The sequence below is a fragment of the Leisingera sp. F5 genome (genome assembly GCF_001593695.1).
Map to the genome: position 1 here is coordinate 140380 of NZ_LUKH01000006.1, position 21496 is coordinate 161875.

Sequence of the window (21496 nt, forward strand, 5' to 3'; positions counted from 1 at the left end):
TGGGACATGGCCGGACAGAACACCCGTTCGGGCGGCGGCGCAAGGCTTCACATGTGAATTATTTTCGCCGCTCAGGTAGCGGGGTGAATTCCTCATCATCGCCAGGCGGCAGCTGGAAGCGGCCATGCTGCCAGTCGCCCGCGGCCCAGGCGGACTTGGCATCTTCGATCCGATCGCGGGAGGAGGCGACGAAATTCCACCAGATATAGCGCGGCCCGTTCAGCGTTTCGCCGCCCAGTGCCATCAGCCGTGCACCCTGGGCGCCTGCGGTCACGGTGATCTCGTCACCGGGCCGGAACACCATCATCCGGCCGGCCTCAAATGTTTCACCGGCGATTTCGACCGATCCTTGCGTGACATAGAGCCCCCGGTCCTCGTGATCCGAGGGCAGCGGCAGCTTGGCGCCGGCCTGCAGCACCGCATCCGCATAAAAGGTTTCGGAATAAAGCGTTGCAGGGGCTTTCTCACCCCAAGCAGTGCCGAGGATCAGGCGCACGGCCTTGCCCTCGCCCTCCAGCAGCGGCAGTGCGTCCTTGCCGTGGTGTTCAAAGGCGGCGGGCGTGTCTTCATGGCTTCCGGGCAGCGCAATCCAGGTCTGGATACCGAACAGGCTGCTTGGGCCTGCGCGGGTGGTGGCCGAGGTGCGTTCGGAATGGGTGACGCCCTGGCCTGCCACCATCCAGTTCACCTCGCCCGGATAGATCATCTGGTGGGTGCCCAAGGAATCGCGATGTTCGAATTCGCCCTGATACAAGTAGGTCACGGTGCCAAGGCCGATGTGCGGGTGCGGGCGCACGTCGATGCCCTGCCCGGTCAGGAATTCGGCAGGTCCGGCCTGATCGAAGAAGATGAAGGGGCCAACCATCTGACGGCGCGGTGCGGGTAAGGCGCGGCGGACCTCAAAGCCGCCGAGGTCGCGGGCGCGCGGGATGATCACCGTCTCGATAGCGTCCAGGCTGCCCGCATCGGGGCATTGCGGTTCCAGTGCCGGGTTCCAGCTCATCCTTCCCTCCTGTTAGCGGCTTCAGAAGGAAGGTAGCGTTTTTTTGCACAGGCGTTAGGGCGGCCTGCGCACAGATGCTGTTCGTCACATCATCAACAGCTTAAGCGCAATCGCCCACATGGTGAGGCCGACAATGGCATCCAGCACTTGCCAAGCACGCGGGCGGGCAAAGACCGGAGCCAGCAGGCTGGCGCCGTAGCCGAGCGTGAAAAAGAATGTGAAGCTGGCGATGGCAGCGCCGGCGGCAAAGACCAGCGGCTCGGGGTATTGTGCTGAGATCGAGCCAAGGAGAACAACTGTATCGAGGTAGACATGCGGGTTCAGCCAGGTCAGTGCCAGAACCGTCGCCAGCACCGGCAGCAGGGCAGCGCCTGCGCCCTCGCCCGCCGTGTCCAGTGTTTCGCCGCCCTGCCAAGCGCTGCGCAGGGCGCGGGCGCCGTACCAGAGCAGGAAAGCTGCACCGCCAAGCCGCATCGCCTGTTCGAACCACGGAACCGCCAGCGCCAGCGAACCAAAGCCAAGGACACCTGCGGTGATCAGCAGTGCATCAGAGCCTGCACAGGTGAGGCAGATCCAGAACACATGCTGGCGCCGCAGCCCCTGGCGCAGGACAAAGGCATTCTGGGCGCCTATCGCCATGATCAGGCTGAGGCCAAGGGCAAATCCGGCAAGCAGGCTGGGGGGCATCACGGTCTCCATTGTTGTGCCGGGATTTGACTAATGCCCGCGGCGACTTTAATCCAGTTAAAGAGACTTACGACAGATTAGAGTTGCTAATGCAGATGGATCCCAGCCAGCTTGCCGCATTGAGCACGGTGCTGCGCCTTGGCAGTTTTGAGGCGGCGGCGCATTCCTTGCTCGTGACACCCTCGGCCATTTCGCAGCGGATCAAAGCGCTGGAGGACCGTATCGGCACTGCACTGGTGCTGCGCGGGTCGCCTTGCACCGGGACGGCAGCGGGATTGAGGATAGCCAAACATGCCGAGGACATCGGCCTGCTGGAGGCGCAGCTGGCGCGCGAATTGTCCTTGGAGGCGGACCACGGCCCGGTGCGGCTGCGGATCGCGGTCAATGCCGACAGCCTTGCCAGTTGGTTTATCGAGGCAATGGCAGAGGTGGACGGGGTATTGTTCGACCTTTTAGTGGATGATCAGGACCACAGCGCGGAGTGGCTGAAACGGGGGGAGGTTTCGGCGGCGGTGACCGCCAGCTCCAAGCCCGTGACCGGGTTTGATGCCTATCCGCTGGGCACGCTGGACTATGTGGCAACCACCAGTCCGGACTTCATGGCGCGCTGGTTTCCGGAGGGGGTGACGCCGGAGGCTGCCGCCTGCGCGCCCTGCCTGATCTTCAACGCAAAGGACAATCTGCAGCGGCTGTGGCTGGAGCGGAACGTGGCGCCGCAGCTGGCCCCGCCCGCCCATTACCTGCCTTCAACCCAGGCCTTCATTGATGCCGCCGCGGCGGGCCTGGGCTGGGGCATGAACCCGCTGGCCATGGTCGCAGAGGATATCCGCAGCGGGCGGCTGGTGCCGCTGATACCCGGGACCACGCTGCCGGTGCCCTTGACCTGGCAGGTGGCGCGGGTGATGGCCCCTGCCCTTGCGGAGGTGACCCGCGCGGTGCAGAAATCAGCAAAGACGTATTTGACGCAAGCCGCATAAGAAAGGCCGCCGATGTTTTCAAAAGACGCCCTGAGCTATGATCCCCTGCCCTTGCCGGACCGTGCGGGGTATTCCGACGCAGAAATGCTGGAAAAGGCGGCGGAATTCCTGGCCCATATGCGGCGGCGGCATACGGTGCGGGACTTTACGGATCAGCCAGTGCCGCGGGAGGTGATTGAAACATGTATCCGCGCCGCCGGCACCGCACCCTCGGGAGCCAATCACCAGCCTTGGTTCTTTGCCGCAATCTCCAATCCCGAGCTGAAGGCGCAGATCCGCGAAGAGGCCGAGGAAGAGGAGAAGAAGTTCTATGCTGGCGGTGCGGGTGATGAGTGGATCAAGGCGCTGGAGCCGATCGGAACCAATGCCGACAAGCCGCATCTGACCACCGCGCCCTGGCTGATCGTGGTCTTTGCCCAGCGCTGGGGCGCCTTTGAGGACGGCAGCCGTTACAAGAACTATTATGTGCCGGAAAGCGTGAATATTGCCACCGGCGTTCTGTTGACGGCGCTGCATACGGCCGGGCTGTGCACCCTTACCCACACACCAAACCCGATGAAGTTCCTGAATGACGCCTTGGGCCGCCCGGCATCGGAAAAACCGACGATGATCATCGCCCTGGGCCATCCGGCAAAGGACGCGACAGTGCCATCCGTGGCCAAGCTGAAAAAACCGCTGGAGGAGATTTCTGCATTTTTAGAGTAGCCCTTGCCGCTGGCACCCGGAAAATTCGAATTTTCCGGCCAATTTTCTTACAAGAAAATTATACCGCCTGCGGCGGGCGGTGCGGCTGATGCCCGCGCCTGCCTCCGTGCGCCGCAGCCTGGGCCTGCAAGTGCTGCTGCCGCGCGCAGGGATTGTGCTGATCTGGCTGGCGCTGAACCAATGGATCCGCCTGCCGGTGCCGCTGGTCTTTATTCTGATGGCGGCGGACGGGGTGTTTCTGCTGTGGCAGGCCCGTGCCTTTCTGCTAAGCGCTGATGCGCATGTCCGCAGCACCGGGGCGATGGCGCCGGTTTGGGGTGGTTATCTGGTGCTGCTGTTTGCGGGTTTCACCGCGATCACCCTGTGGTGGGATGCGCAGTTGATCGCCCGGACGGAGGAGGAACCCAACTATGCCGAACAGCGGCGGCAGGCGCGCGAAGCGCTTTACAGGCTGACAGTTTCCAATGACGGCCGCGCGCTGATATTTGAAGGTGAGATCACCTTTGGTCTCACCCGGCGGATTGCGCAGATGGCCAGCCAGCATCCCGGTCTGCATCGAATGACCCTGACCAGCCCCGGCGGTCTGATTGCCGAGGCCCGGGGCGCTGCCAGACTGATCCGCGAACACGGTTTTGCCACCCGCGCAGAGGGTTTGTGTGCTTCGGCTTGCACATTGATGTTCGCAGCCGGCCCCCGGCGCAGCCTCGGCGGGGACGGGCGGCTTGGCTTTCATAGCTATGCTTTGCAGTTCGAAAGCGGCCTGCCGCAGATAGATCTGGAAAGGGAGCAGGAAAAGGACCGCGCCTTTCTGTTGCAGCAAGGGGTGAGCGCCGAGTTTGCAAACAGGGTCTTTGCCATCCCCCACCGGGAGATATGGATACCGGATGCCACGGTCCTGCGAATTGGCGGTGTCATCACCGATTGACCGGTCAGCCGCCGTGCAACCGGGTTTTTCTTGCCGCCTCCGCTATTGCCCCCTAGCGTTTCAGCCAGCAACCGAGGGACATTTGTATGAAGCATATTCTATTTGCTGCGGGCCTGGGGCTAGCAGCATCGCCTGCCTTTTCCGGGCTGGAAGTCTGCAACAAAGCCGGGCAAAGCCTGAGCCTGGCCATCGGCTATTCCAGCGACGGGGATTGGATCTCTGAAGGCTGGTGGAACATTCCCGCCGGGGCGTGCAAAACGCCGGTCGGCGGTGATTTGAAGAAACGCTATTATTATTACCGGGCCAATGCATCGGGCGAGGCTTTTGCCAGCGGTGATTACACATTCTGCACGTCACCTGAGCCTTTTACCATTCACGGCGACACCCGATGCGGTCCGCGCGGGTATGAGACGCAGGGGTTTCGCAAGCTGGACACCGGCGAAACTGCCACGCATTTCACTCTGACACTGAATGCTGCGGCTGAAACGCCGGCCAAACAGGCCCCGGCCCAGCCGCAAGGCAGCACCCCGGGCAGCTTTGGCGAGCCCTATTCGGACAATGTGACCCTGCAGGGCTGTTATTCAGAAGGCCAGCGGGAGTGCAGTTTCCACGCTGGCGGCACCAAGTTCTTTGTTCGCGATGACGGGCGCACGCCGCAGTTTGTCTTTTCGGTCATGGAAACGCTGGACAGCGGTACGCCAATGACAGTGGAGGGCGATCTGGAAGCGGTTTACGACCGGACCGCGGATGTTGTGCTGCGGGATGTTTCGGTGCGGTCTTGGAACGAACATGACGGTCTTCTGAACAAGCTGCAGGGGCACTGGTATTCGGTGGACGATCCCAATGCGCAGTTTACCGTTCTGGGGGCGGAGCGGGACAACAGCTATGACGGTGCCTATGCCGGGCGGGACTATCTGGCCGTCTCGGAGCGGTGCTTCAATTTCGAGGGCGGCGGGCCGTATCTCTATGCCCGTGAGGAAGAGACCGGCGAAGACTACTGCTATGTGATCGACTATGTGGATCACCTGGAGCTGACGCTGATGTATCTGCCGCGCGGCAATATCCTGCGCTACCGCAAGCTGGACTGACCCCGGCACAGCTTGAGGGAGGGGGCGCAGGGCAAAAGAAAGGCCCGCCGGGCTGGCGTGGCGCATTCCGGATTTTGGGACACAACACGGGTCGCTCAATAATTCTTCGCCGATGACCAATCACAAATAAAAAGAAGGGCCGCATTGCGGCCCTTCCGTCATACCGTAGGGTCAGGACCCATTGATTTCCGCTGGGCGGCGTGATTCACGGTTCGAAAAATGAGCGGTGGTATGTCTGATCTTTTCTGGCTGACGGACGCGCAGATGGCGCGTCTTGAGCCTCATTTTCCGAAGTCCCATGGCAAGCCCCGGGTCGACGACAGGCGGGTTCTGAGCGGATTTATTTTCATCAATCGGAATGGCTTGCGCTGGCGTGATGCGCCCAAAGATTACGGCCCGCACAAGACCTTGTACAACCGTTGGAAGCGGTGGAGCGACAAAGGCATCTTTGCCCAGATGATGGCCGGTCTGGCTGCTGATCACGGCGAGGAAACGACCGTGATGATCGATGCAACTTACCTGAAAGCACACCGCACGGCCTCCAGTCTTGGGGTAAAAAGGGGGGCGTGGCCGCCTGATCCCTTGCCCGGCAGGGCATTGCGCAGCAATGTCCCGAGAGGGGGCGCACCAAGGGCGGCATGAACACCAAGCTGCACGCGATCTGTGACAGCCAGGGGCGTCCGCTGAACCTGTTCGTGACCGCCGGGCAGGTCAGTGATTACACCGGTGCAAAGGCGCTGCTGAGTGGCCTGCCTAATGTCCAGTGGCTTCTTGGGGATCGCGGATATGATGCCGATTGGTTCAGAGAGGCGTTGAAAGACAAAGGGATACGCGCCTGAATCCCCGGTCGACAGCAGCGCAAGAAAGCTATCAGATACGACAGGCGCCGATATAAGCGGCGCAACCGCATTGAGATTATGTTCGGCAGGCTGAAGGACTGGCGTCGCGACACGATACGATACGATACGATACGATACGATACGATACGACAGATGTCCAAAAGTCTTCCTGTCAGCAATCGCGCTTGCAGCCCTCGTTATCTACTGGCTTTGAAACTTAATGAGTCCAGAGCCTAGCAGGCATTAGATCACGAAGACACGCCAGGTGGGCGGCCCTGGTGTATGCTGGTTTCACAATAGATCCATTGAAACTCCCACGGGAATCGCGGTCTGTTTCCTGAAAGCTGAATTATCCATTGCGCAAAGTATTGATGACTTTCCGATGCTCGTTAGCATTGGCAATCTCATCCAGGGCATCCTGTGGAAGTTGGGTCAGCCCTTGGGCTGCATATGCCTTGTCGAGCCTTTGACTGAAGACACGCCAATGGCTTTCAGCACTGGCAAACAGTGCGGCTTCTTCGTAGCCCCCGTTGGTCTTTGGAAATGCATTGATGGAACGGTAAAAGTGTGCCCGGATTTCTGTGCATAGGCTTGCCGCACATTGGTGGGCATCAGTTGGTCGTCCAGGTAATTCTCCTGAACTGCCTGACCTGGGTCGACCGTTGTGTCGAAGTTTGCATCTATGCGAAACACATAGCCTGTGTCGATATCGGCACTGACAGAGCACTGCAGAAGTGTCAGGCGTCGATCGGAGCGGCTTTCCCAATTGACGCTGATAACAACATCGTCATGAGCGACCCTCATGTGAGGGTCGCCGCCCTTTGCCTCGCTCTTCTCCCTCCATTCTTTCAGTTTCGCTCGCTCATAGGCCAGCAGTGTTTTTTCCAGCCAGAATATTCTGTTATAAACCCGCTCAACCCCGCATTTCTTACCCGTGTCTGGATCAGCCAACAGCTTCCTAAGCGCGGAGATACTGGCACCATTGACCAACGCACGCAGCAGTCTGACGTTGTCATGCATTTTTTCCTGCTGCTGGTGATCAAGAGACACTGAGAAGCGTGCGCCAGCCTTGCCTTTGCAGGGCTTGTGAATAACCCTGAATCCAGCTGGCTTTGCTTTACGCCCGTTCTTTCCGGCGGGGATCTTTCCATGGGTTCCATTGAAAATGAAGTCGCCCGGCTTTTCGGGATATCTTGCGCCGCAGCGGCCGCAAGCTGGGCCTTCCAGAATTCCATTTTGAGTGATCAGCCGGTCAAACTCGCCTCGAAATGATTGTTCGAAAGAACGCTGAAAGACACATCACAGTCGTGATTGCCTTGCTGGTGGTGGCACACCAGAGACTTTCCATCTTCCCACTGGCGAGGATCCTTCGAATATTCAAGGGCTGTCGAGACTACCTGGGAATCTTGGTCGCCTGTGATGGTGTATTTCCCTCTACCTTTTCCCAGAGACGGAATTGCCGCAAACGCCTTTTTCTTTCTCGACTGTGCGTTTCTACCTACGAAGGATTAATGGATGAAGTCAGGCGCAACGCCGTAGTTCCCGCAATCGGGATCGCCGCAGCAGTTGAGGTTGATTGTATCCCCGATTTCGGGGGAGATTTGAGGAAGAGACAGTTTGGGCACGGACTTCACAGCGACACAGCCTTTCGTTCTGTTTCGTTTGGTCAAGTCGCCCTCCGTCAGGCAGTGCTCATATTGGCCAAATCTTCCCAAACCGAAGACTTCAGCGCATTTTTTGAAAAGTGTGGCCCCGGGACTTTTCTCCCGGGCAATTAACAATGTGCTATCAGAAAATATTCTTCAATATCAAACGCCTGCCGGGCAAAAACTCGGCAGGCGTTGCTTTTGTGTCCCAAAGTCCGGAATGCGCCAGGGCTGGCGGGCCTAGAGTATAAAACAACAGCAGCGATCTAAAGCTGCGCCATGACCTCGTCGGAAGCTTCAAAGTTGGTGGTGACACGCTGCACGTCGTCGTCGTCCTCCAGCGCATCAACCAGCTTCATCAGCTTTTGCATGCCTTCGAGATCCAGCTCGGTGGTGGTGCCCGGTTTCCAGACCAGCTTGGTGCTCTCGGATTCACCCAGCTCTGCTTCCAATGCGTTCGACACATCGTTGAGGTCGGTATCGGCGCAATAGATGATATGGCCGTCCTCGGAGCTTTCGACATCTTCTGCGCCGGCTTCGATGGCGGCCATCATAACGGTGTCGGCGTCGCCAGCGGCAGCCGGATAGGTGACTTCACCCTTGCGGTCGAACATGAAGCCGACCGAACCGGTCTCGCCCAGATTGCCGCCGTTCTTGGAGAAGGTGGAGCGGACGTTGGAGGCGGTGCGGTTCTTGTTGTCGGTCATCGTCTCGACGATCACCGCAACGCCATTGGGGCCATAGCCCTCGTAGCGGATTTCGTCATAGTTTTCAGCGTCGCCGCCTACGGCCTTCTTGATCGCCCGGTCAATCACGTCCTTGGGGACGGACTGGCTTTTGGCTTCCTTGACGGCCAGGCGCAGACGCGGGTTCTTGTCGGGATCAGGGTCGCCCATCTTGGCGGCCACGGTGATCTCCTTGGCCAGCTTGGAAAACAGTTTCGACCGCGCCGCGTCCTGACGGCCTTTGCGGTGCTGAATGTTTGCCCATTTTGAATGGCCTGCCATGGTGCATCCTTGCTGCTGAATATCTGAATTGGCGCCCATATAGCCTCTGTCAGTGCCGGGTTTCAAGCACCCTGCCCCGGCTTGGCCCTTGCTACGCGGGGTTTCGGAGTTAAGCTGGCCCGATGACATATGATCAAGCCGTTTTGTTTGCGTTATTTGCTGCCGTCTTTGCCCTGCTTTTATGGGGGCGCTACCGATATGATTTGGTCGCCTTTGCCGCGCTGATGGCAGGGGTGGTGCTGGGGGTGGTGCCCGCTGGCGGCGCCTTTGCCGGGTTTGGCCATCCGGCAACGCTGGTGGTGGCGCTGGTGCTGATTGTGTCCGCAGGGCTGGTGCGCTCGGGGGCAGTGTTCCTGATCACCCGGACGCTGGTGGACAGCGCCCGGGGCCTTGGCGGCCACATCGCGCTGATGGGCGGGGTCGGTGCGGTGCTGTCGGCCTTCATGAACAATGTCGCGGCGCTGGCGCTGCTGATGCCGGTAGATATCCAGACCGCGCGCAAGGCAGGCCGGGCACCAGGGCTGAGCCTGATGCCCCTGTCTTTTGCCACCATTCTGGGCGGCATGGCGACACTGATCGGCACCCCGCCCAACATCATCATCGCCGCGATCCGGGAGGAGCGGCTGGGAGAGCCGTTCCGGATGTTCGATTTTGCCCCCGTGGGCGGCGTGGCGGCGCTGGCGGGGCTTGGTTTTGTGGCGCTGATCGGCTGGCGGCTGATCCCGGCACGGGAGAATGCGGCCGGCGCCTCCGAGGCGCAGCTGGCGCCGTATATAGCTGAGCTGACTGTAGGCGAAGGCTCGGAGCTGACCGGCAAACGTCTGGGCGAATTGGACGAAGAGGCTGAGAAGGCGGATGTGGCGATCATCGGGCTGATCCGGGATGGCAAGCGCCGCTATGGCCGCTCCAGCGCTGCCATGCTGCGGGACGGGGATACCCTGGTGATCGAGGCCGAACCGGAGGCACTGGATGAATTCCGCAGCGCCCTGAAACTGGATTTTGCCGACGCCGCACGGCAGGAAAAACTGACGGCTGCAGGCGACGGGCTGGAACTGGTTGAGGTCGTGGTGCCGGAAACCGCCCGCGTGCGCGGCCGCAGCGCCCAATCCATTGGCCTGGCCTGGCGGCAAAGCGCGGTGCTGCTGGGAATCTCCCGTCAGGGCAGGAGGATCACCAAACACATCCGTCAGACTGAAATTGAAGCAGGGGATATTCTGCTGCTGCTCTGCCCGCGCGGGCGCAGTGCCGATGTCATTGACTGGCTGGGCTGCCTGCCGCTGGCGCAGCGCGGGCTGGCGGTAACGGCAAATGACAAGACCTGGGCCGCAATCGGCCTGTTTGCCGCCGCCGTTCTGGCGGCTTCTGCCGGGTTGATCTACCTGCCGGTGGCCCTGGGTCTGGTGGCGATCGGCTATGTCCTGCTCAAAATCCTGCCGGTGGCGGAAATCTATGACCACGTGGAATGGCCGGTGGTGGTGCTGCTGGGGTCGATGATCCCGCTGGGGGCGGCACTGGACAGCTCAGGCGGCACCGCATTGATTGCCAATGCGCTGACGGGCCTGACCGCAGGCCTGCCCGCCTGGGCCGTGCTGACAGTGCTGATGGTCGTCACCATGACGCTGTCGGATGTGCTGAACAATACCGCGACGGCCATTGTCGCGGCACCCGTGGGCATTCAGATGGCGGAGTCCCTGGGGGTGTCTCCTGACCCGTTCCTGATGGCGGTGGCGGTTGCCGCCTCGGCTGCGTTCCTGACGCCGATCGGGCATAAGAACAACACGCTGGTGCTGGGTCCTGGCGGTTACCGCTTTGGCGATTACTGGCGGATGGGGCTGCCGCTGGAGGTTCTGATCATTGCCGTCTCTATTCCGGCAATCCTGGTATTCTGGCCTTTGTAACGGGGACCAAAACTTTTGCGGAAAAGTTTTGGTAAAATCCTTTCACAAGGATTTTGCGGCCTGCGCGGGCACCTCAGCAGACTGTGCTTGCCGGTCTGCCCAAGCCTGCGACATCACCACAATGGCTGTTGATCCGCCCAGGACAGCGATCAGGAACAGTTTTTTGAAATCCATTTTGCACCCCATGAAATACTCCCTGTTTCATATGGGGCCGGTTTTAACAATTTCACGTAAACGGACACTGGTGAGGCGAAAAAACGCCATCGCCAATGGTGTCCGGTGCCATCAGAGCGGCCAGAAAAACGGAATGATCAGCGACGCAACCATGCCGACACTAATGTTCAGCGGGATGCCGACACGCAGGAAATCGGTAAATTTATAGCCGCCGGGGCCATAAACCAGCGTGTTGGTCTGATAGCCGATCGGAGTGGCAAAAGACGCCGAGGCGGCCACCATGACGGCCACCACCAAGGGGCGCGGATCCACCCCCATCGCCTGGGCCAGGCCAATGGCAATCGGTGTCACCACAACCGCGACAGCATTGTTGGAGACCAGCTCGGTCAGGACAGAGGTCAGCAGATAGACCGCCCAGACCAGCAGGAACGGCGGCAGCATCGAGAGGGCGGGCGCGATGGCGTTGACGATCAGGCTGACTGCGCCGGAGCTCTCCAGCGCGGCGCCGATGGCCAGCATCGAAAAAATCAACGCCAAGAGACGCCCATCGACAAATGAGAACGCCTCGTCCGCATCAATACAGCGGGTCACGAACACCAGCGATACCATCAGCAGCGACAGCATCAGGATTGGTGCGACGCCAAAGGCGGCCAGCAGAACGATCCCCAGCAGCGCAACAACGGCAATCGGCGCGTGGCTGCGGCGGTAGGCGCGCTGAGTCGGCTGCGAGACATCGGCCAGATCCATATCGGAGGCCAGACGCTGGATATCGGCGGGCGCCCCCTCCAGCAGCAGGGTGTCGCCGATCCGCACCACGAGGTCATCCAGCTGCACACCGATGTTCTGGTTCCGCCGGTGCACCGCCAGGGTATAGACGCCGTAGCGGCGGCGCAGGCGCATGGCGCCAAGGCTGCGGCCGACCATGCGGCAACCCGGGGTGATCAGCACTTCGACGGTTTCGGTCTCGACGGCGGAAACCTGATCCACCCGCTTGAGCTCCTTGTTGGTTTGCAGGCTCAACAGCTCAGTCATCCGGGTGCGCAGCACCACCCGGTCGCCGACCTGCAGCTCCACCCCTTTGAGGTTGCGGCGCAGCGATTCATCGCCGCGGATCACATCGATCAGCCGCACACCAGGGCGCTTGAACAGCTGCACGCCGGTGACTTCGCGGCCGATCAGGTTGCTTTCGGGCGGGATCACTGCCTCGGTGAAGAACTTCATCTTGGACTTATCGCTGAGCAGCATCGCCATGCTGTCCCGGTCCGGCAGCAGCCGCGGCGCGATGAAACGCAGGTAGATCATGCCATAGATGACCAGGATCACACCCAGCGGCGTGACCTCAAAAATGGTGAAGGGTTTCAGACCTTGCGCCCGCGCAACACCATCCACCAGCAGGTTGGTCGAGGTGCCGATCAGCGTCAGCGTGCCGCCGAGAATTGCTGCATAGCTGAGCGGGATCAGCATTTTGGAGGCGGAGACATTCAGGGTGCGGGAAATCTGGATGAACACCGGGATCATCACCACCACCACCGGCGTGTTTGACACCACAGCAGAGGCAGCAACCACAAAGGCCATCAGCAGCGCAATGGCAAGCCTGGGGTTCACTTCGGCCTGCTTCTTGGCAATTTGCGTGAAGGCATCCAGCGCCCCGGTCCGCACCAGGGCACCCATGATGATGAACATCGCCGCAATGGTCCAAGGCGCCGGGTTGGACAGCACCGGCAGCGCCTGATTGTAGGGCAGAACGCCGGTGGCCAGCATTGCCGCAACGCCGGTCAGCGCCACAACTTCGGTGGGATAGGATTCACGCAGGAAAGCCACGAACATGGCCAGGACAATGGCTATTGCCAGGACCGCGCTGCCGGTGTCACCAAATTGGAAGAACTGCATATACCGTGACGATGCCCATATTGTTTCAGACGGGTTTAGCGCGCTGCTGCACGCTCCGCCATCGCGCAGTTTCCCTGAAACCCCTGACCTGAGCAAGAAGTTCCGCATTCGCCCCGCTGCAGGGGCCTGAATTCGGGAATTTATGCGGAAATTCGCGGCTGCACCGGCAAATCATCCCGGCCCAGGCTGCACCGCATGGCGGCAGGGTGCGGCCTTAGGGGGCCGCCTCCTGCAGCAGCCCGCCGTTGCGCACCATGCGAATCTGCTTGGCAGCACCTGTGCGGTCGTCTGTCTCGACAAACACGCCGGACAGGGTGGCTGCGCCATTTGCAGGGGTAAAGCGGGCCTTGGGCATACCCGTCAGGAAACGGCGCATCGGTTCGGCCTTATCCATGCCGATGACTGAATTATAGTCGCCGCACATCCCGGCATCGGTCAGATATCCCGTGCCTTCGGACAGGATCTGCGCGTCAGCCGTCGGAACATGGGTATGGGTCCCGACCACCAGTGAGGCGCGGCCATTGCAGAAATGGCCCATCGCCATTTTCTCGGAGGTGGCTTCGCAGTGCATATCAACGATGATCGCCTGTGCCAGCCCGCCGCGGGGATGCGATTTCAGCACCGCCTCGACCGCACCGAAGGGATCATCGAATGCGCGTTTCATGAACACCTGGCCCAGCACCTGCACCACCAGCACCTTGCGTCCGCCCGGAGCCTGAAACAGCCGGTAGCCGCGGCCCGGCGCACCTTTGGCAAAGTTCAGCGGACGGATGATGCGCTGTTCTTTTTCAATGAATTGCAGCATGTCTTTCTGGTCAAAGGCATGGTCGCCCAGGGTCAGGCAATCGACTCCGGCCTCCAGCAGCAGCTTAGCGTGCTCGCCGCTCAACCCCATACCGTTGGAGGCGTTTTCGCCGTTCACCACAACAAAATCAAGCCGCCAGTCCTGGCGCAGACGCCGCAGATTTTCAGTAATGGCACTGCGCCCCGCGCGGCCCATCACATCGCCTAGAAACAGAATTCGCATGCAGGCGTGGTACCCGCATGCGGACGGCAGAACAAGGCCTGCGGCAAGCGCGCAAAACTTTTCTGAAAAGTTTTGCCAAGATTTTTCGAAAAACCCTGGTCGCGCGGCAAGCGTCAGCGGCTGAACTGCAGGATCCGGCTTTCGGTCACCAGCATGTCGAGCGGCTGATCGGTGGGTTCCAGCGGCAGGTCTTCGGCCTCCTGCGCATCAAAGGCAAAGCCGATCGCCAGCGTCGCCCGCTTGCCGCGCAGCAATTCCAGCGTGCGGTCATAAAAGCCGCCGCCGTAGCCCAGACGCCCGCCCTTGGCATCAAAGGCAACCAGTGGCACGATCAGGATCTCAGGCTCGAAAAAGTCATCTGTTTCGGGAACCATGGCGCCAAAGGGGCCGTCGCGCAACGGGCCTTCGGGCTGCCAGCGGCTGAATCTCAGCGGCTGCCCTGCCCCCATGATCACCGGTACGCCCACAGGCCCGTGCGCAGCGGCTTCGGCCATCGCAGGCACCGGGTCGATTTCCGTCCGGATCGGCAGAAAGCCAGACAGGGGCACACCGCGGTAGCCCGCCAGCACCTCGGACAGATGGCCTGCGGCACCTGGGATATTGCGGGCATGCGCCTCCTTGCGGCGGGCAAAGGCGGCCTTGCGGGCGGCGGCTTTAATCTCGGTCAGATCCGTCATCGCGGTCTCCTACAGCAAAACGGTGGCGGCAAGCCCGAGGAAGGCAAAGAACCCGACCACATCGGTCACAGTGGTCACAAATGCGCCTGAGGCCAGCGCCGGGTCAATACCGGCTTTCTCCAATAGAACCGGGATCACCGTGCCCGCCAGCCCCGCCACGACCAGATTGATCACCATAGCGACGGCAATCACCACCCCCAGCATTGGCGAGCCGAACCAGGCCAAGCCCACCAGCCCCATCACAATGGCAAAGATCACCCCGTTGACCAGCCCCACCAGCACTTCCCGGCGGATCACCCGCCAGACGTTGGAGCCGGTCAGGTCGCGGGTGGCAATCGCGCGCACCGCAACCGTCAGCGACTGGGTGCCGGCATTGCCGCCCATGGACGCAACAATCGGCATCAGCACCGCAAGGGCGACGAACTGGGCGATGGTGTCCTCGAACTGGGCAATCACCAGCGAGGCCAGCACCGCGGTTACCAGATTCACCGCCAGCCAGGGGAAGCGGCGCTTGGTGGTTTCGATCACCCGGTCAGCCAGCGAGCTTTCCTCGCCCACGCCAGCCAGGCGCAGAATGTCTTCCTCGTGTTCCTCATCCTGCACGATCATCGCATCGTCGATGGTGATCACACCGACCAGTCGCCCCTCAGCGTCGGTCACGGGCGCCGAGATCAGGTGGTACTGATTGAATGCATAGGCCACGTCTTCCTCGTCCTGGTCGGCGGGGATCACCTGAAAGGTGTCCTCGACCAGTTCGCTCAGCGGCACTTCGCGTTTGGTGGCCATAATCCGGCCAAGGGTGACATTGCCAATCGGGTGCAGGCGCGGGTCGACTAGAACAACATGATAGAACTGATCCGGCAGATCATCCGAGTTGCGCATGAAATCAATGGCCTGCCCGACGTTCCAGTGCTCGGGTGCCATCACCACTTCGCGCTGCATCAAGCGCCCGGCGGAGTTTTCCGGATAACTCAGAGATTGCTCAACCGCGACCCGGTCGGCGTCTTCAAGCGCATCCAGGATGGCTTCCTGCTGCGGCACTTCAAGGTCTTCGAGAAGATCGACGACGTCGTCGCTTTCCATCTCCCGGACCGCGTCGGCCAGAACCAGCGGGTTCAGCGTCTCGATAACCTCTTCACGGATCGACTCGTCCAGTTCGGACAGGATCTCGCCGTCGAACTCACGGTCATAGAGGCGGATCAGCCGCGCCCGGTCGCTGGCATCGATCTGCTCCAAAAGGTCGGCGATGTCGGCGGCGTGAAGGTCTTCCAGCAGATCCGTCAGCGCCTGCTGATCGCCCTGCTCCACCGCACCCAGAATCTGGGCAACCAATTTGCGGTCCAGGTCATAGGAGTCGTCCTGAGACAGGTCGCCGGTGATGTTGTCGCCGCTGCTCATGTGGTGCCCCCGGGTATTTTGTGAGTGTTTGCCTGCAAAATAGAAGAAGCGGCTACCGGAAAACAATGTCATCGGCATAATTTACCGGAGCTGATGCGGCGGGTATCCTGCCCGGAGCCATTTTGCAAGGAAAGGGTTGGAAGAATGGGCACCGATTACATCCTGAAAGGGCACGTGCTGTCTTTTGCCGGCTCTCCCTTCACCGCCGGCCAGCCGGAAGATGCCGTCCGGCTGCAGGACGCGGTGGCGGTGCAGGACGGCAAGGTCGCGGGCGCGGGTCCGCTGGCAGAAATGCAGGCGCTGCTGCCGGAGGCGGAGACCGTGGATTACAGCGGCAAGCTGGTTATGGCCGGGTTTGTGGACGCCCATGTGCATTATCCGCAGACCGCCATCATCGCCAGCTGGGGCAAACGGCTGATTGACTGGCTGAACAGCTATACCTTCCCGGAGGAGATGCGGTTCGGCGACCGCGCCTATGCGGATGATGTTGCCAATCGCTATCTGGACCTGACAGCCGCCCATGGCACCACCACGGTCTGCAGCTATTGCACCATTCATCCCGAAAGCGTGGATGCGTTTTTCACGGCGGCGCAAGGCCGCGGGCAGCGGGTGGTTGCGGGCAAGACCTGCATGGACCGCAACGCACCGGACGGGCTGCGGGACACCGCGCAGTCGGCTTATGACGCATCAGAAGCGCTGATCAGCCGCTGGCACGGGGTGGACCGGCTGGAATATGCGATCACCCCGCGGTTTTCCCCCACATCCACCCCGGAGCAGCTGGAGGCAATGGGCGCGCTTTGGGGCAAGCACCCGGACTGTCTGATGCAAACGCATCTGAGCGAGCAGATTGATGAGATCGAATGGGTGAAATCGCTGTTTCCGCAGGCCCGCGACTATCTGGACACCTATGAGGAGTTCGGCCTTTTGGGCGCCAGGGGTCTTTACGGTCACGCAATCCATCTGGAGGAGCGTGAACGGCACCGGCTGCGGGACTTTGGCGCGGCGCTGATCCATTGCCCGACGTCGAACACTTTTATCGGCTCCGGGCTGTTCGATATGGCCGGGCTGATGGCTGAGGGGCAGCGGATCGGCCTTGCCACCGATACCGGCGGCGGGTCCAGCTTTTCAATGCTGCGCACGATGGCGGCGGCCTATGAGATCGGCCAGCTGCGCGGCACGCCGCTGCATGCGGCGCAGCTGTTGTGGCTGGCGACCCAAGGATCCGCCACGGCGCTGCGGATGGAGACAAAGATCGGCAATATCGCCGCAGGTATGGAGGCGGATCTGGTGGTGCTGGATCTTGCCTCCACCCCTGCCATCGCCCAGCGGGCGGAACGCGCCGAGGACCTGTGGGAAGCGGTGTTCCCGACCATCATGATGGGGGATGACCGCTCGGTCGCCGAAGTCTGGATCGGTGGCAGGCGGGTATAGGAGAGGCGCTGGCGCGCCTCTGCCTGCGGCAGGAGTATTTTTAGAAAGATGAAGCCAGCGCCTGCGCCAGCCGGCCGTGGCGTTCGATGAGACGCGGCAGGTCGAGGGTGGTCAGCTCGCCGCCGCGGATGATCTGCTTGCCTTCGACGAACAAGTGCTTGACCTGGGTTGGGCCGGCCAGCAGCAGAGCTGCAGCATCCCAGCTGCCGCTGGACGCAATGCCGGTGGTGTCCCAGACCGCGACATCGGCGCGTTTGCCCGGCGCCAGGCGGCCGCAGTCCGGGCGGCCCAGCACATCGGCTCCGCCGCGGGTGGCGATCTCGAGTGTTTCATAAGCGCTCATCGCGTCGGCGCCGTTGGCAACCCGCTGCAGCAGCATGGCCTGACGTGCCTCGGCGCTGAGGCTGGCCATGTCGTTGCTGGCGGAGCCGTCCACGCCCAGCCCGACCGGCACGCCAGCGTCGCGCATCGCGCGCACCGGGGCGATGCCGCTGCCCAGGCGGCAGTTGGAACAGGGGCAATGTGCAACGCCGGTGCGGGTTCTGGCAAAAAGATCAATCTCTTGCACGTCAAGCTTTACGCAATGGGCGTGCCAGACGTCGTCGCCGGTCCAGCCCAATTCCTCGGCATACTGGCCGGGGCGGCAACCGAACTTGGCCTTGGAATAGGCGATATCCTCGTCGTTTTCGGCCAGATGGGTGTGCAGCATCACGCCTTTGTCGCGGGCCAGCAGTGCGGCATCGCGCATCAGCTCGCGGCTGACCGAAAAGGGCGAGCATGGCGCCAGGCCGACGCGGCACATGGAGCCCTCGCCGGCATCGTGGAAGGTGTCCACCACGCGGATCATGTCGTCGAGAATGGCCTGCTCTTTCTCGACCAGGCTGTCGGGCGGCAATCCGCCATCGCTTTCGCCGATGCTCATGGCGCCGCGGGTCGGGTGGAAGCGCAGGCCAACGTCGCGGGCAGCGTGGATGGTATCCTCCAGCCGCGATCCGTTGGGGTAGAGATACAGGTGGTCGGAGCTGAGGGTGCAGCCGGAAAGCGCCAGTTCTGCCAGGCCCAGCTGGGCAGAGACGAACATCTCATCCGGGGTGAATCGCGCCCAGATGGGATAGAGCCGCTGCAGCCAGCCGAACAGCAGCGCGTCCTGGGCGCCGGGCACCGCGCGGGTCAGGTTCTGGTAGAGGTGGTGATGGGTGTTGACCAGCCCCGGCGTCACCACACAGCCGCGGCCGGAGACAATGTCTCCGCTGGTTTGCAGCCCCTGCCCCACCGCGGCAATCCCGCCGCCGCGGATCAGCACATCGGCGCCATGTAGCACACGGCGGCTGTCATCCATGGTCAGGATGGTATCGGCATTTTGTATCAGGATCTCTGTCATTTACACACACTCCAAAAGACAGCCCGCTTCAGAGGAATGTGTGATTAGCCGATGGAAAACGGGCGAAGAACCGGCCTGCCGGGAAAACTACAGGCCGGGGGCGCCATTATCAACCCGTTTACGTCTGTTGCAGAAGTTCCAGCGCAGCCGCGTGGATATCCGCGTTGGCCGCGGCCAGGGCACGGCCACCGTTGTGGGCCGGGTTGCCCTGCCAATCAGTGACCATGCCGCCTGCCGCCTGGATCAGCGCAATCGGCGCCTGAATGTCATAAGCGTTGAGACCGGCCTCGATCACCAGATCCACTTGCCCCGCCGCCACCAGCGCATAGGCATAACAGTCGGTGCCATAGCGGGTCAGCTTGACGCGGGCCGAGACCCGTTCGAACGCAGCGCGGTCCTCTGGCGTACCGACTTCCGGAAAAGTGGTGAACAGGATGGCGTCTTTCAGCGCCGCAGTGGCGCGGGTCTGCAAAGATCTTTCGCCTAACGGGCCGGTCATGGAAGCAATTTCCGGCCCGCCGCAGAAACGCTCGCCGGTATAGGGCTGGTCGATCACCCCCAGGAATGGACCGTTTTCATCCGACAATGCGATCAGGACACCCCAGGTTGGCGTGCCGCTGATGAAGCCGCGGGTACCGTCAATCGGGTCCAGCACCCAAGTGCGGCCGGACGTGCCCGGTGCGGTGCCGAACTCCTCGCCCAGTATTCCGTCGTCAGGGCGCGTATCTGCCAAGATCGCCCGCATCGCCTGCTCGGCGGCCCGGTCCGCAACAGTGACCGGATCAAACCCGCCTTCGAGTTTGTTCTCAGCCGTCAGCGAAGATGTGCGGAAATGCGGCAAGATGGCAGCGCGGGCTGCGTCTGCCAGTCTGTGTGCAACGTCAAGATCAGATAAAGCGGCCTGTTTCATACCGTGACGGGTGCCACTCGCCCGGCACGATTGCAAGCGCAAACCCCGCCATCGCAGGTTTTGCGCTTGCAATTATTCTTCATTCGCCGTCCGGATTTCAGGCGACGTCGCTTAGCACACGTGCCAGTTCAAACAGGCGGCGACGCTGGTTTTCCGGGATTGCATAGTAGGAGCGCACCAGATCAAGGGCTTCCTTGTCGCCCATCAGGTCTTCCGGAACGGAGGCTTTCTCCGCAGGGGCTTTGCCCTCTTCCTGCAGCCCTTCGAAGAAGAAGCTCACCGGAACCTCAAGGGCGTCGGAAATATCCCAGAGCCGCGAGGCGCTGACCCGGTTGGCACCGGTCTCGTACTTCTGAATTTGCTGAAATTTAATGCCGACCTGCTCGGCGAGTTGCTGCTGTGTCATGCCGATCAGCCACCGGCGGTGGCGGATGCGCTTTCCCACATGCACGTCAACTGGATGAGCCATGCGTTTCTCCTAAGTCCAAATATCCGGCCGCAACCCGGACCGCTGCATTCCTATAACCTGTTCTGGCTGCGTCATATCTTTGCCGGAACAAGGTTCCCCATCAGAGCGATCTAAGCTCAACCTCTGAGCAAAAGTGTACAACCCTTGCGATTGATTGCAAGGCTGCCGTCGCCCCATGCGCAGCCCACACGTTCAAGCGCATGATTTCATGTATCATTTTTCTAAAGGTTTTGTTGCCAAGCGGCTGACGATCACGTACCTCCCCAGAAATAGCGAGGTGCAGCCAGGCGCAGCACCCCGCCAGTGTGAGGGCGCGAATCACACAGATTCCCGCAGAAGGTGAGGAAAAAACATGCAGGCTTTCCAAGTTCCAGCCTTTGACCGTCCGGCGTCGCTGACGGAAACAGACGTCCCGCCGCCGGGGCCCGGGCAAGCAACCGTTGCGCTGCGGGCCTGCGGTTTGAACTTTGCCGACCTGCTGATGGTGAAGGGCAGCTATCAGGACACGCCCGAGCCCCCCTTTACCCTGGGACTGGAAGCGGCAGGCGTGGTGACGGACTTGGGCGATGGCGCAAAAGGGTTTGCTCCGGGAGACCGGGTCGCAGTGTTCGGCGGCTCCGGCGGGCTGGCGGAAGCCGGGGTTTTCAACACGGCCCAGCTGATCCGGATCCCCGATGCGATGAGTTTCGAGCACGCCGCGGCAATGCAGATCGCCTATGGCACCAGTCATATGGCGCTGGATCATTGCGCCCGCCTGCAGCCGGGCGAGACGCTGCTGGTAACGGGGGCCGCCGGCGGCGTCGGGCTGACGGCTGTTGAGATCGGCAAACTGATGAGCGCGACAGTGATTGCCCAGGCCCGCGGGCAGGAGAAGCTGGAAGTGGCTGCCGCTGCCGGTGCAGACCACCTAATCGATGCCGGTGAAGACCTGCGCAGCACTGTGAAGGCTTTGGGCGGGGCAGATGTGGTCTATGACGCAATCGGCGGAGACGTCTGGAAGGCCGCTTTCCGCTCTGCCAACCCAGGCGCGCGGCTGCTGCCGGTGGGGTTTGCCGGCGGTGAAGTACCGCAAATCCCCGCCAACCACCTGCTGGTGAAGAACCTGACGGTGATCGGGTTTTATCTGGGCGGCTACATGAAATTCCGGCCCGAAGCGGTGCGCCGGTCCTTTGAGACGCTGTTTGCCTGGCATGGAGAAGGCCGCATCAAGCCGCATATCAGCCACACCCTGCCGCTGGACCGCGCCGCTGAGGGGCTGGACCTGCTGCGCAGCCGCAAGTCCACCGGAAAGGTGGTGATCACGATTGGCAGCAACAGCTGACCGGAAGAAACCGCGCGACTGGACTTCTCCAGCCGCGGTCGGA

General features: G+C 61.4%; 20 protein-coding genes and 1 pseudogene. 9 read left to right on the top strand and 12 right to left on the bottom strand.

Translation table 11 applies throughout. The annotated features are described in order from the left end of the window. Window positions 1–58 precede the first annotated feature (58 nt). A complete protein-coding gene (locus tag A2I95_RS05570; RefSeq protein WP_291728646.1) occupies window positions 59–1003 on the bottom strand; it encodes a pirin family protein in 945 nt (314 codons plus the stop codon). 84 nt (window positions 1004–1087) lie between these two features. Next, window positions 1088–1690: a LysE/ArgO family amino acid transporter gene (locus A2I95_RS05575; RefSeq protein ID WP_291728648.1), complete on the bottom strand. Its 603-nt coding sequence runs from the start codon at window positions 1688–1690 to the stop codon at window positions 1088–1090. Between the two features lie 89 nt (window positions 1691–1779). On the opposite strand from A2I95_RS05575, the gene A2I95_RS05580 reads away from it, so the two are divergent. From A2I95_RS05580 to A2I95_RS05600, 5 genes and pseudogenes are all read left to right on the top strand, one after another. Beyond that, window positions 1780–2667, top strand: coding sequence for a LysR family transcriptional regulator ArgP (locus tag A2I95_RS05580; protein WP_291728651.1), 888 nt, complete (start codon window positions 1780–1782; stop codon window positions 2665–2667). A gap of 12 nt (window positions 2668–2679) precedes the next feature. Further along, window positions 2680–3372, top strand: coding sequence for a nitroreductase family protein (locus tag A2I95_RS05585; RefSeq protein ID WP_291728652.1), 693 nt, complete (start codon window positions 2680–2682; stop codon window positions 3370–3372). Window positions 3373–3460: 88 nt separating this feature from the next. Then, a complete protein-coding gene (locus tag A2I95_RS05590) occupies window positions 3461–4297 on the top strand; it encodes a hypothetical protein (protein WP_291728654.1) in 837 nt (278 codons plus the stop codon). Window positions 4298–4383: 86 nt separating this feature from the next. Next, window positions 4384–5385, top strand: coding sequence for a DUF1036 domain-containing protein (locus tag A2I95_RS05595; protein ID WP_291728656.1), 1002 nt, complete (start codon window positions 4384–4386; stop codon window positions 5383–5385). A 231-nt stretch (window positions 5386–5616) separates the two neighbouring features. Next, a pseudogene (locus A2I95_RS05600) lies at window positions 5617–6438 on the top strand (IS5 family transposase). 218 nt (window positions 6439–6656) lie between these two features. Here the strand turns inward: A2I95_RS05600 and A2I95_RS05605 are convergent. Further along, window positions 6657–7244 (bottom strand): hypothetical protein, encoded by a 588-nt coding sequence (locus A2I95_RS05605; protein ID WP_291728658.1) that lies wholly within the window; start codon window positions 7242–7244, stop codon window positions 6657–6659. 129 nt (window positions 7245–7373) lie between these two features. Here A2I95_RS05605 and A2I95_RS05610 point away from each other — a divergent pair, with 129 nt between their 5' ends. Then, complete coding sequence (locus A2I95_RS05610) at window positions 7374–7496, top strand: hypothetical protein (protein ID WP_291728660.1); 123 nt, start codon at window positions 7374–7376, stop codon at window positions 7494–7496. Window positions 7497–8136: 640 nt separating this feature from the next. Here A2I95_RS05610 and A2I95_RS05615 read toward each other — a convergent pair. Next, complete coding sequence (locus A2I95_RS05615) at window positions 8137–8877, bottom strand: YebC/PmpR family DNA-binding transcriptional regulator (RefSeq protein ID WP_027259484.1); 741 nt, start codon at window positions 8875–8877, stop codon at window positions 8137–8139. Window positions 8878–8999: 122 nt separating this feature from the next. Between A2I95_RS05615 and A2I95_RS05620 the strand changes: the two genes are divergently transcribed. After that, window positions 9000–10775 carry an SLC13 family permease gene (locus tag A2I95_RS05620; RefSeq protein ID WP_291728664.1) on the top strand — a complete coding sequence of 592 codons (1776 nt, stop codon included), beginning with the start codon at window positions 9000–9002 and terminating at the stop codon, window positions 10773–10775. A 42-nt stretch (window positions 10776–10817) separates the two neighbouring features. Here A2I95_RS05620 and A2I95_RS05625 read toward each other — a convergent pair whose 3' ends face one another. The 5 genes from A2I95_RS05625 to mgtE all read right to left on the bottom strand — a co-directional run bounded on the left by A2I95_RS05625 (window position 10818) and on the right by mgtE (window position 15941). Continuing rightward, window positions 10818–10949, bottom strand: coding sequence for a hypothetical protein (locus A2I95_RS05625; protein ID WP_291728666.1), 132 nt, complete (start codon window positions 10947–10949; stop codon window positions 10818–10820). 111 nt (window positions 10950–11060) lie between these two features. Then, window positions 11061–12839 carry an SLC13 family permease gene (locus A2I95_RS05630; RefSeq protein WP_291728668.1) on the bottom strand — a complete coding sequence of 593 codons (1779 nt, stop codon included), beginning with the start codon at window positions 12837–12839 and terminating at the stop codon, window positions 11061–11063. 214 nt (window positions 12840–13053) lie between these two features. Next, a complete protein-coding gene (locus A2I95_RS05635; RefSeq protein ID WP_291728670.1) occupies window positions 13054–13866 on the bottom strand; it encodes a TIGR00282 family metallophosphoesterase in 813 nt (270 codons plus the stop codon). Window positions 13867–13979: 113 nt separating this feature from the next. Continuing rightward, complete coding sequence (locus A2I95_RS05640; protein WP_291728672.1) at window positions 13980–14543, bottom strand: 5-formyltetrahydrofolate cyclo-ligase; 564 nt, start codon at window positions 14541–14543, stop codon at window positions 13980–13982. A gap of 9 nt (window positions 14544–14552) precedes the next feature. Beyond that, on the bottom strand, window positions 14553–15941 hold the full coding sequence (gene mgtE, locus A2I95_RS05645; RefSeq protein WP_291728673.1) for a magnesium transporter: 1389 nt from the start codon (window positions 15939–15941) through the stop codon (window positions 14553–14555). Between the two features lie 144 nt (window positions 15942–16085). Between mgtE and guaD the strand changes: the two genes are divergently transcribed. Then, complete coding sequence (gene guaD, locus A2I95_RS05650) at window positions 16086–17372, top strand: guanine deaminase (RefSeq protein WP_291728675.1); 1287 nt, start codon at window positions 16086–16088, stop codon at window positions 17370–17372. A 40-nt stretch (window positions 17373–17412) separates the two neighbouring features. Here the strand turns inward: guaD and A2I95_RS05655 are convergent, their stop codons facing one another. From A2I95_RS05655 to A2I95_RS05665, 3 genes are all read right to left on the bottom strand, one after another. Then, window positions 17413–18753 (bottom strand): 8-oxoguanine deaminase, encoded by a 1341-nt coding sequence (locus tag A2I95_RS05655; RefSeq protein WP_291728677.1) that lies wholly within the window; start codon window positions 18751–18753, stop codon window positions 17413–17415. Between the two features lie 118 nt (window positions 18754–18871). Continuing rightward, the gene (hisN, locus tag A2I95_RS05660; protein WP_291728679.1) at window positions 18872–19663 is read right to left on the bottom strand and encodes a histidinol-phosphatase; all 792 of its coding nucleotides are present in this window, start codon (window positions 19661–19663) and stop codon (window positions 18872–18874) included. A 97-nt stretch (window positions 19664–19760) separates the two neighbouring features. Beyond that, window positions 19761–20132, bottom strand: coding sequence for a helix-turn-helix transcriptional regulator (locus A2I95_RS05665; protein ID WP_291728680.1), 372 nt, complete (start codon window positions 20130–20132; stop codon window positions 19761–19763). A 352-nt stretch (window positions 20133–20484) separates the two neighbouring features. On the opposite strand from A2I95_RS05665, the gene A2I95_RS05670 reads away from it, so the two are divergent. Continuing rightward, window positions 20485–21453, top strand: a complete 969-nt coding sequence (locus tag A2I95_RS05670; protein WP_291728682.1) for an NADPH:quinone oxidoreductase family protein — start codon at window positions 20485–20487, stop codon at window positions 21451–21453. Window positions 21454–21496 lie beyond the last annotated feature (43 nt).

Coding starts and splice junctions, on each gene's coding strand:
- hisN (WP_291728679.1), bottom strand. CDS start 19,663: ATGAAACAGGCCGCTTTATCTGATCTTGACGTTGCACACAGACTGGCA.
- A2I95_RS05620 (WP_291728664.1), top strand. CDS start 9,000: ATGACATATGATCAAGCCGTTTTGTTTGCGTTATTTGCTGCCGTCTTT.
- A2I95_RS05655 (WP_291728677.1), bottom strand. CDS start 18,753: ATGACAGAGATCCTGATACAAAATGCCGATACCATCCTGACCATGGAT.
- guaD (WP_291728675.1), top strand. CDS start 16,086: ATGGGCACCGATTACATCCTGAAAGGGCACGTGCTGTCTTTTGCCGGC.
- A2I95_RS05570 (WP_291728646.1), bottom strand. CDS start 1,003: ATGAGCTGGAACCCGGCACTGGAACCGCAATGCCCCGATGCGGGCAGC.
- A2I95_RS05580 (WP_291728651.1), top strand. CDS start 1,780: ATGCAGATGGATCCCAGCCAGCTTGCCGCATTGAGCACGGTGCTGCGC.
- A2I95_RS05605 (WP_291728658.1), bottom strand. CDS start 7,244: ATGCATGACAACGTCAGACTGCTGCGTGCGTTGGTCAATGGTGCCAGT.
- A2I95_RS05590 (WP_291728654.1), top strand. CDS start 3,461: ATGCCCGCGCCTGCCTCCGTGCGCCGCAGCCTGGGCCTGCAAGTGCTG.
- A2I95_RS05575 (WP_291728648.1), bottom strand. CDS start 1,690: ATGCCCCCCAGCCTGCTTGCCGGATTTGCCCTTGGCCTCAGCCTGATC.
- A2I95_RS05665 (WP_291728680.1), bottom strand. CDS start 20,132: ATGGCTCATCCAGTTGACGTGCATGTGGGAAAGCGCATCCGCCACCGC.
- A2I95_RS05585 (WP_291728652.1), top strand. CDS start 2,680: ATGTTTTCAAAAGACGCCCTGAGCTATGATCCCCTGCCCTTGCCGGAC.
- A2I95_RS05595 (WP_291728656.1), top strand. CDS start 4,384: ATGAAGCATATTCTATTTGCTGCGGGCCTGGGGCTAGCAGCATCGCCT.
- A2I95_RS05625 (WP_291728666.1), bottom strand. CDS start 10,949: ATGGATTTCAAAAAACTGTTCCTGATCGCTGTCCTGGGCGGATCAACA.
- A2I95_RS05610 (WP_291728660.1), top strand. CDS start 7,374: ATGGGTTCCATTGAAAATGAAGTCGCCCGGCTTTTCGGGATATCTTGC.
- A2I95_RS05640 (WP_291728672.1), bottom strand. CDS start 14,543: ATGACGGATCTGACCGAGATTAAAGCCGCCGCCCGCAAGGCCGCCTTT.
- mgtE (WP_291728673.1), bottom strand. CDS start 15,941: ATGAGCAGCGGCGACAACATCACCGGCGACCTGTCTCAGGACGACTCC.
- A2I95_RS05630 (WP_291728668.1), bottom strand. CDS start 12,839: ATGCAGTTCTTCCAATTTGGTGACACCGGCAGCGCGGTCCTGGCAATA.
- A2I95_RS05670 (WP_291728682.1), top strand. CDS start 20,485: ATGCAGGCTTTCCAAGTTCCAGCCTTTGACCGTCCGGCGTCGCTGACG.
- A2I95_RS05615 (WP_027259484.1), bottom strand. CDS start 8,877: ATGGCAGGCCATTCAAAATGGGCAAACATTCAGCACCGCAAAGGCCGT.
- A2I95_RS05635 (WP_291728670.1), bottom strand. CDS start 13,866: ATGCGAATTCTGTTTCTAGGCGATGTGATGGGCCGCGCGGGGCGCAGT.